Genomic DNA, 6,170 nt, shown 5'->3' on the forward strand with positions numbered 1-6,170 from the left:
CCATGCGCCAACCAGACCGCATCATCCGCTTTGACACCGTTCGCGCCCGCACGGGACTGTCGCGGTCCACCATCTACCGCAAGATCAAAGAGGGCACGTTCCCGGCCCAGCTCAAGATCAGCATCAACGGCGCGGGATGGAGGGAATCCGACATCAACCGCTGGGTCGCCGATCCAGCCGGGTGGCGGCAGCGTTCGTTCAACGAATTCGATTACCTCAATGACTATTGATCGCAGGAACGACGACAGGCCGGTGACGGCATCCCGTTCCCGGCGCACCAAACGACCGCCTACGGCGTCGGAGCAGCTTGAGGAATTGCTGGGTTATCCGTGGCCGTTCCCCGCCAGGCCGCCCCAGCATGACCTCACTACATGGACCGTGACCGACGACTGGCCCGATCCCGTCCCGGTCACGGAAGCCGAGATCGAGGTGTTCGAGCGATGGTTCGGCGACCTGTTCGATGAGTTGTTCGGCCCGGACAGTTGAGCGATGTCCGATTGTAATGTGAGTTATAGTGTGGTACATATGCTCATCGTTGGAGTGAACCGGTGATTGTAGGCTTTCGGGACGACTGGCTTCGGGCCTTCTTTGTGGACGATGTTCGTTCTCGCAACATCCCGCCCGATCTAGAAGCCCGCTTGTTCCGCAAGCTCCAGATGATTGACGACGCCGTGACCGATCAGGACTTGCGCGTGCCGCCCAGCAATCACTTCGAGAAGCTGCGCGGCAATCTCGCAGGTTTCCATTCCATCCGCGTCAACCAGCAATGGCGGTTGATTTTCCGCTGGGATGGCGAACGCGGCGAGGCGAACGGAATTTATCTGGACGATCACAGCTACCGATGAAAGCGAGGCGAACATGCTGACCACCAAGCGCAAGCCGGCGACTGTCGGCGAGATACTGACCGAGGAGTTCATGCAGCCGATGGGGCTGACACAGGGCGCGCTCGCCGAGGCGATGGGCGTCCAGCGCAAGCACGTCAACGAACTATGCGGCAATCGTAGGAACGTGACGGCGGCGACGGCGCTGATCCTCGCCCGCGTGTTCGGCACCAGCCCGGACTTCTGGCTCAACGTGCAGCGGCGCAGCGATCTTTGGGAAGTGATGAACACGCCCAAAGAGCGCGAGCGGGTTGAGCGTGCGCGTCCTTTGCAAAACGCGGCCTGAGCGCAGCCATGCGGCCCGATTGTTTGGGCCGAGCCAGAATTGAGAAGGAAACATCGCCATGACCGCTTCCACCGTGCCGCTGCGCGCCGCCCTTTACTTGCGCGTTTCGACGGCGCGGCAGGCCGAGCATGACGTTTCCATTCCCGACCAGAAGCGACAGGGAGAAGCCTATTGCGAGACGCGCGGGCTGCAACCGGTCGAGACTTTCATCGAACCCGGCGCGTCGGCCACCAATGACCGCCACCCCGAGTTCCAGCGCATGATCGAGGCGGGAACCAGCAAGCCCGCGCCCTTCGACGTGGTGGTGGTCCACTCGTTCAGTCGGTTCTTCCGCGATCACTTCGAGCTTGAGTTCTATGTCCGCAAACTGGCGAAGAACGGCGTGAAGCTGGTTTCGATCACTCAGGAAATGGGGGATGACCCCATGCACGTCATGATGCGGCAGATCATGGCGCTGTTTGATGAATACCAGTCCAAAGAAAACGCCAAGCACGTCATGCGGGCCTTGAAGGAGAACGCGCGGCAAGGCTTCTGGAACGGCTCGCTTCCTCCTATCGGCTATCGCACCGTCGCCGCCGAGCAGCGCGGAGCCAAGACCAAGAAGAAGCTGGAGATCGACCCGCTTCACGCCGACACGGTCCGGCTGATCTATCGCCTTGCCTTGGAGGGCGACGGCCCCAAAGGCCAGATGGGCGTGAAGAACATCGTCTCGTATCTCAACAGCCGCCGCATCTTCACCCGCGACGGCGGGCGTTGGGGGATCGGGCAGGTCCACCGCATCCTGACCCGCCGCACCTACATGGGCGAACACGAGTTCAACAAGCGCAGCAAGACCAAGGAATTAAAGCCGGTCAGCGAGATCGTGACGGTTCCTGTCCCGCCGATCATCGACCGCGAGACCTTCGACGCAGTTCAGAAGCTGCTCAAGGCCCGCAATCCCAAGGTTATGCCCGCCCGCGTCATCAGCGGCCCGACCATGCTGACCGGCCTGATCCATTGCGCCAAGTGTGGTGGGGCCATGACCATCCGCACCGGCAAGGGCGGGCGCTACCGCTACTATTCCTGTTCGATGAAGGCGCGGCAGGGGCCGACCGCCTGCGAAGGCATGGCCGTGCCGATGGAGAAGCTGGACGATCTGGTCGCCAGCCATCTTGAGGGGCAGCTACTCCAACCCGAGCGGCTGGAAACCGTCCTTGCCGCCGCGCTTGACCGCAGGGAAGAACACGCCGAGCGCCGCCGCGAGCATATCGCCGAGTTGAACAAGCGCGCCACAGAATCGGAACTGCGCCTCAAGCGGCTTTACGACGCCATCGAAGCAGGCATTGCCGATCTGGACGACCCGGCGCTGAAAGACCGCATCGACGGTCTCAAGGCCATCCGCGATCAGGCCAAGGCCGATGCGGACCGGGCACAAGCCATGCTCCAGAGCACCGGACAGAAGGCGGTCACGCCGCAGATGCTGCGCAAGTTCGCTGCGACCGCCCGCGAGCGTATCCGGCTGGAAAGCGGCGGCTATCGCCGCGACCACCTGCGCGCGCTGGCACAGCGTGTCGAGGTCGCAGACGGGGAAGTTCGTATCATGGGATCGAAGTCGCGGCTGCTACAGACGCTCGTGGCGGGAAGTGGCGTAAACTCAGTGCCCACTCAGGGACTGAAGTGGTGGGCCGAAGCCGACGAAACGGAGAACTACACCTACGCTATAGCCCTCTAAATTGAAGCAAGAACGAATGGCTAAAATGGGGTGCGAAGCGGAGTAGCGGGTTCCAGCGGACATTCCATGAAACCCGCCTTTCAGGCACAATCGCGATCTGGTGGCACCTAGTCCCGAGTTCGGACGCTCAACCCGCTTATCACCCGATTTTCCTAAGCCGCGACCAACTCGGCAATCTTAGCCGCAACTGCCGCCATAGATTCTTCGGCAGTGTTCAACCCAGCCCGAGACGCTAGTAGAAGGCTGACCTTCTCAAGTTCCTCGTACGTCGTTCCGTGTACAACTGGCACGAGCCGCTCACGTCGAAGAAGCGCTGAAAGCTCTTTGTCCGCGACACCTTCTGCCGGTAGGCGACGCAACATGGCCGGCGTAACCAGCACGATACCTACGCGAGAGTTCACCAAGCCCTTGTCAATCGCCCGCATCATTGGCACCCCAAGGCCGAGGTCCTTTTCGCTAAACCACACGCGAACACCGCGCGCTTCGAGAAGGTCATGAAGGTCTTTCGCGGCCCCCTGTCGGTCATCCCACGCGTGGCACAGGAAAACGTCTCGGAGATCAGGCTGCGAAACTGCGAGGCTTTCGACAGATTCACGGACAGGAGTAAGTGTCCTCACTTCTTCAGTCGTGTACCACACCCCGGAACTCGATGGGGACCAGCGCGGCTTTGAGCTGCGCTGCCCCGAACTGCCACCGCCCCGGTTAACCGACGAAGAAGGGGTGGGAGATGGCCGATAGCTACTATAATCACTGTAACTGCCGTAGCTGCCATACCCCCCCGAGCGACCATAACGCCCTCCGCATGCGGGGCAGTCGGCTGCCGCCGCCGCCGAGCGGTGTCCCCTTACTGGTGCAGTACATCTAGCCATATGCTCTCCCCCTCCTGCTCATCCACTGTTCTGTCGGAACGTTGAAGTTGTTTTCCAGCAAGTCAGCGGCCGCTACGTTTTGACCGGTAGCCACTCCGCCGCCGCCGTAGGCCGCGTTCAAAGAGCTTATCGTGCAACAGTGATACAAGCCTATCTTGCCATCCATCAGTATGCACTACGCGATCAAAGTGTGCGTCCTGATCGCGGAGAAGATCGAGCCGCGACCGTTGCGATGCTTCATTCCAATCTTGATACAGCAAATAGACCGCGTTGCCGTATCTAAGGTTCTCGAACACGACTAAATCGTCAGCAAACTGTGCTCCGAAATATGAGCCGAAGCCGCCCTGACCGCGTATGTAGGCCCTCGGCTCGAAACCCTCGAACAGTCGCACCCGCTCGCGAACATGCTTCTCAAAGTCGGCGGCGTTCGTCGGATCGGCCGATCCCAACAAGCGAGCAACAACTTCGTCAGCGTTGCCCGGCGGGAAAATTTGCCAGTCCAGCGCGACGGTTGAAATGTATTCTTCGCGCGTCGCGTCGCTCGCGAACACGCCCGTGACGCCCGTATTCTCTTGCAGGACGTTGATCGCCCAAAGCAGCATTAAGTCGAACTCGGCTGCGCTTCGGCTAAGCATGGGCGCGAGAGCAAATTTGACTACCACCTGCTCGCCGCCTCTATCTTCAAGTACACTCGCTTCGATGGTCATGCCCTGCGGTTCAAAAATTTGGTGCTGGTAAACGTCTTTTGTCCAAGAACGCATTGTCCAGCCGTTGCGCGCGCCGTCCCCGAAGTTGGGTGACTCGAAGGTCCATGTCTTCTGGACCATCGGCCAATCCTCACGCTTACGGTCCCAGCCATAAGCGTTCCGCTCAGACCACTTTCCTGCATCGGCAGGGGGGTGGGTTGGACCAACGGCGATGATGAAGGAGCCGTCTATGCTTAATCCAGCGTGACTATACTGCCCCGCTTCAATATCTTCACGTTTGATTTTCTTTGTCGCAGCGACAGCGATGAAGTCGCCGTCAATGTCATTAAGTGCGCTCTGCACAAACGGCGGAATTATAAGGTAATTTCTTTTCCATGGAAAACGCTTTGCCATTGTTCAGCCCCCCGCTGCGACGAAGAGCGTACGGGGCCGAGAATGATCAAGCAAGAACCGAAATGGAAGTATTCCAAGTAGAGGTGACAATCAGTGGTAGTTTTGTCGGGAATGGAGTGGGAAGCTGCCGTGTGCCGCTACCAGAATATCGGGTCATAGCTTAGAATCGGCGGCTTTCTAAAATAGTCGCACGTGACCTAAAGCATGACATTGCCGCGCGCATTCAACGTTTGGATGGACTTCGCCCCTGCCATTTACGTCTGCGGCTTGGAGCCTAGAATTTTGAACGCGGAAAGATCAGCCCCGAAAGCCTTTCTGAAACTGTCATTTGCCCAGCCTCTGAAAGACTGTTCATCGTAATTGTCAGACATCCAGCTAAAATCACAATTGAACGGCCCATCGCGCAAAATCCATTGCTCGGTTAATTCATAGAGCGCCATCGTGCCATAAAAGCGATTGAAGGTTTCCATCACAGCCTTTTCAGAGCGGTCGGGCCATTTTCGGGGGTATACCCCGTCCTTGTCGGCCTTGTCGCTAAACAGCGACAAGTGGCGCAACCATACTTGTCGGAAATCCACCTCGCTCGGATGACCTGCCATATATGCCCCCGGCCAGCAGAAAAAGTGCGGATGTTCGTACTTGTCTTTACACATCGAAATGTAGTGCGAAAGAAAGACTCTGATATTCAGGTTCTCAGGGTTGAATTTGAATGTCCGGTGCTCCTCCATAAGCCGCTGAACAAGCGGATATTCCTCCGCCCATCGCACTACCTCTTCCAAAGCTGCCATTGGATGGTCGTAATGGCGCGCTTTACAAAGCTCGCTTGAAACCTCAACATATTCCTCTAAAGATAATTTCTTTATCGCGGATTTCAAATTCGGTGCGTCTTTGATCGCGAAGCAAAATTCGGCAAACCGTATTCCTACATCGACGTGGTGGATCAAGTTTTCCAAATGGCCGAAATCAAACGGGAGCCCGCGCGTAGGATTGATCGCGAGATCGCACACCAAAAGGAAAAGCGGGACAATCGGGTCGGAAAGAGAAGAGGGCCATTCCGTTTCCGTATGCTTCAGGAAGCTTTCAAAAGCCTCAACGTATATGCCTGAGAGATAGCCCTCGGTTCGCCACTCCTCGCAGGTCAACGGCTCGTCCCGCGCGCGATTAAGAAAATCAAGCTGAATGAAACGTGCCTGCCCTTCGTAAATCGCGTGAAGTCCAACATAAGGAAGATGCACGTTTGAGTTTTTTACAAACCCCTCATGGCCTTCTGGGCTCTGTTGCAAAGATTGGCGGCAGTCAGAGGTAGGCTGTCGCTCTGCGCCG

The 6,170-nt window shown here is 58.0% G+C and carries 7 protein-coding genes and 1 pseudogene; 5 read left to right on the forward strand and 3 right to left on the reverse strand.

Annotated features, from left to right (window positions below; all coding sequences use genetic code 11):
* Window positions 1-2 precede the first annotated feature (2 nt).
* The 5 genes from Q0O97_RS03770 to Q0O97_RS03790 all read left to right on the forward strand — a co-directional run bounded on the left by Q0O97_RS03770 (window position 3) and on the right by Q0O97_RS03790 (window position 2,878).
* Complete coding sequence (locus Q0O97_RS03770) at window positions 3-230, forward strand: AlpA family phage regulatory protein (protein WP_294925062.1); 228 nt, start codon at window positions 3-5, stop codon at window positions 228-230.
* A complete protein-coding gene (locus Q0O97_RS03775; RefSeq protein WP_294925065.1) occupies window positions 220-486 on the forward strand; it encodes a hypothetical protein in 267 nt (88 codons plus the stop codon). Before Q0O97_RS03770 ends, Q0O97_RS03775 begins: the two co-directional genes overlap by 11 nt.
* A 62-nt stretch (window positions 487-548) precedes the next feature.
* Complete coding sequence (locus Q0O97_RS03780; RefSeq protein ID WP_294925068.1) at window positions 549-845, forward strand: type II toxin-antitoxin system RelE/ParE family toxin; 297 nt, start codon at window positions 549-551, stop codon at window positions 843-845.
* Between the two features lie 13 nt (window positions 846-858).
* On the forward strand, window positions 859-1,167 hold the full coding sequence (locus Q0O97_RS03785; protein ID WP_072461975.1) for a HigA family addiction module antitoxin: 309 nt from the start codon (window positions 859-861) through the stop codon (window positions 1,165-1,167).
* 58 nt (window positions 1,168-1,225) lie between these two features.
* On the forward strand, window positions 1,226-2,878 hold the full coding sequence (locus Q0O97_RS03790) for a recombinase family protein (protein WP_294925072.1): 1,653 nt from the start codon (window positions 1,226-1,228) through the stop codon (window positions 2,876-2,878).
* Window positions 2,879-3,030: 152 nt separating this feature from the next.
* Here Q0O97_RS03790 and Q0O97_RS03795 read toward each other — a convergent pair whose 3' ends face one another.
* From Q0O97_RS03795 to Q0O97_RS03805, 3 genes and pseudogenes are all read right to left on the reverse strand, one after another.
* On the reverse strand, window positions 3,031-3,747 hold the full coding sequence (locus Q0O97_RS03795; protein WP_029076841.1) for a toll/interleukin-1 receptor domain-containing protein: 717 nt from the start codon (window positions 3,745-3,747) through the stop codon (window positions 3,031-3,033).
* A gap of 62 nt (window positions 3,748-3,809) precedes the next feature.
* On the reverse strand, window positions 3,810-4,847 hold the full coding sequence (locus Q0O97_RS03800) for a hypothetical protein (protein ID WP_139208202.1): 1,038 nt from the start codon (window positions 4,845-4,847) through the stop codon (window positions 3,810-3,812).
* Window positions 4,848-5,101: 254 nt separating this feature from the next.
* Window positions 5,102-6,170, reverse strand: a pseudogene (locus tag Q0O97_RS03805) (hypothetical protein); the annotation flags it as partial.

Origin of the sequence: uncultured Paracoccus sp. (assembly GCF_945915435.1) — a bacterium.
In the GTDB taxonomy this organism is placed as follows: Bacteria; Pseudomonadota; Alphaproteobacteria; order Rhodobacterales; family Rhodobacteraceae; genus Paracoccus.

Excerpts from the sequence above, each read along its gene's own strand:
- Q0O97_RS03795 (WP_029076841.1), bottom strand. The coding sequence starts at position 3,747 with ATGGCTAGATGTACTGCACCAGTAAGGGGACACCGCTCGGCGGCGGCG.
- Q0O97_RS03775 (WP_294925065.1), top strand. The coding sequence starts at position 220 with ATGACTATTGATCGCAGGAACGACGACAGGCCGGTGACGGCATCCCGT.
- Q0O97_RS03785 (WP_072461975.1), top strand. The coding sequence starts at position 859 with ATGCTGACCACCAAGCGCAAGCCGGCGACTGTCGGCGAGATACTGACC.
- Q0O97_RS03770 (WP_294925062.1), top strand. The coding sequence starts at position 3 with ATGCGCCAACCAGACCGCATCATCCGCTTTGACACCGTTCGCGCCCGC.
- Q0O97_RS03790 (WP_294925072.1), top strand. The coding sequence starts at position 1,226 with ATGACCGCTTCCACCGTGCCGCTGCGCGCCGCCCTTTACTTGCGCGTT.
- Q0O97_RS03800 (WP_139208202.1), bottom strand. The coding sequence starts at position 4,847 with ATGGCAAAGCGTTTTCCATGGAAAAGAAATTACCTTATAATTCCGCCG.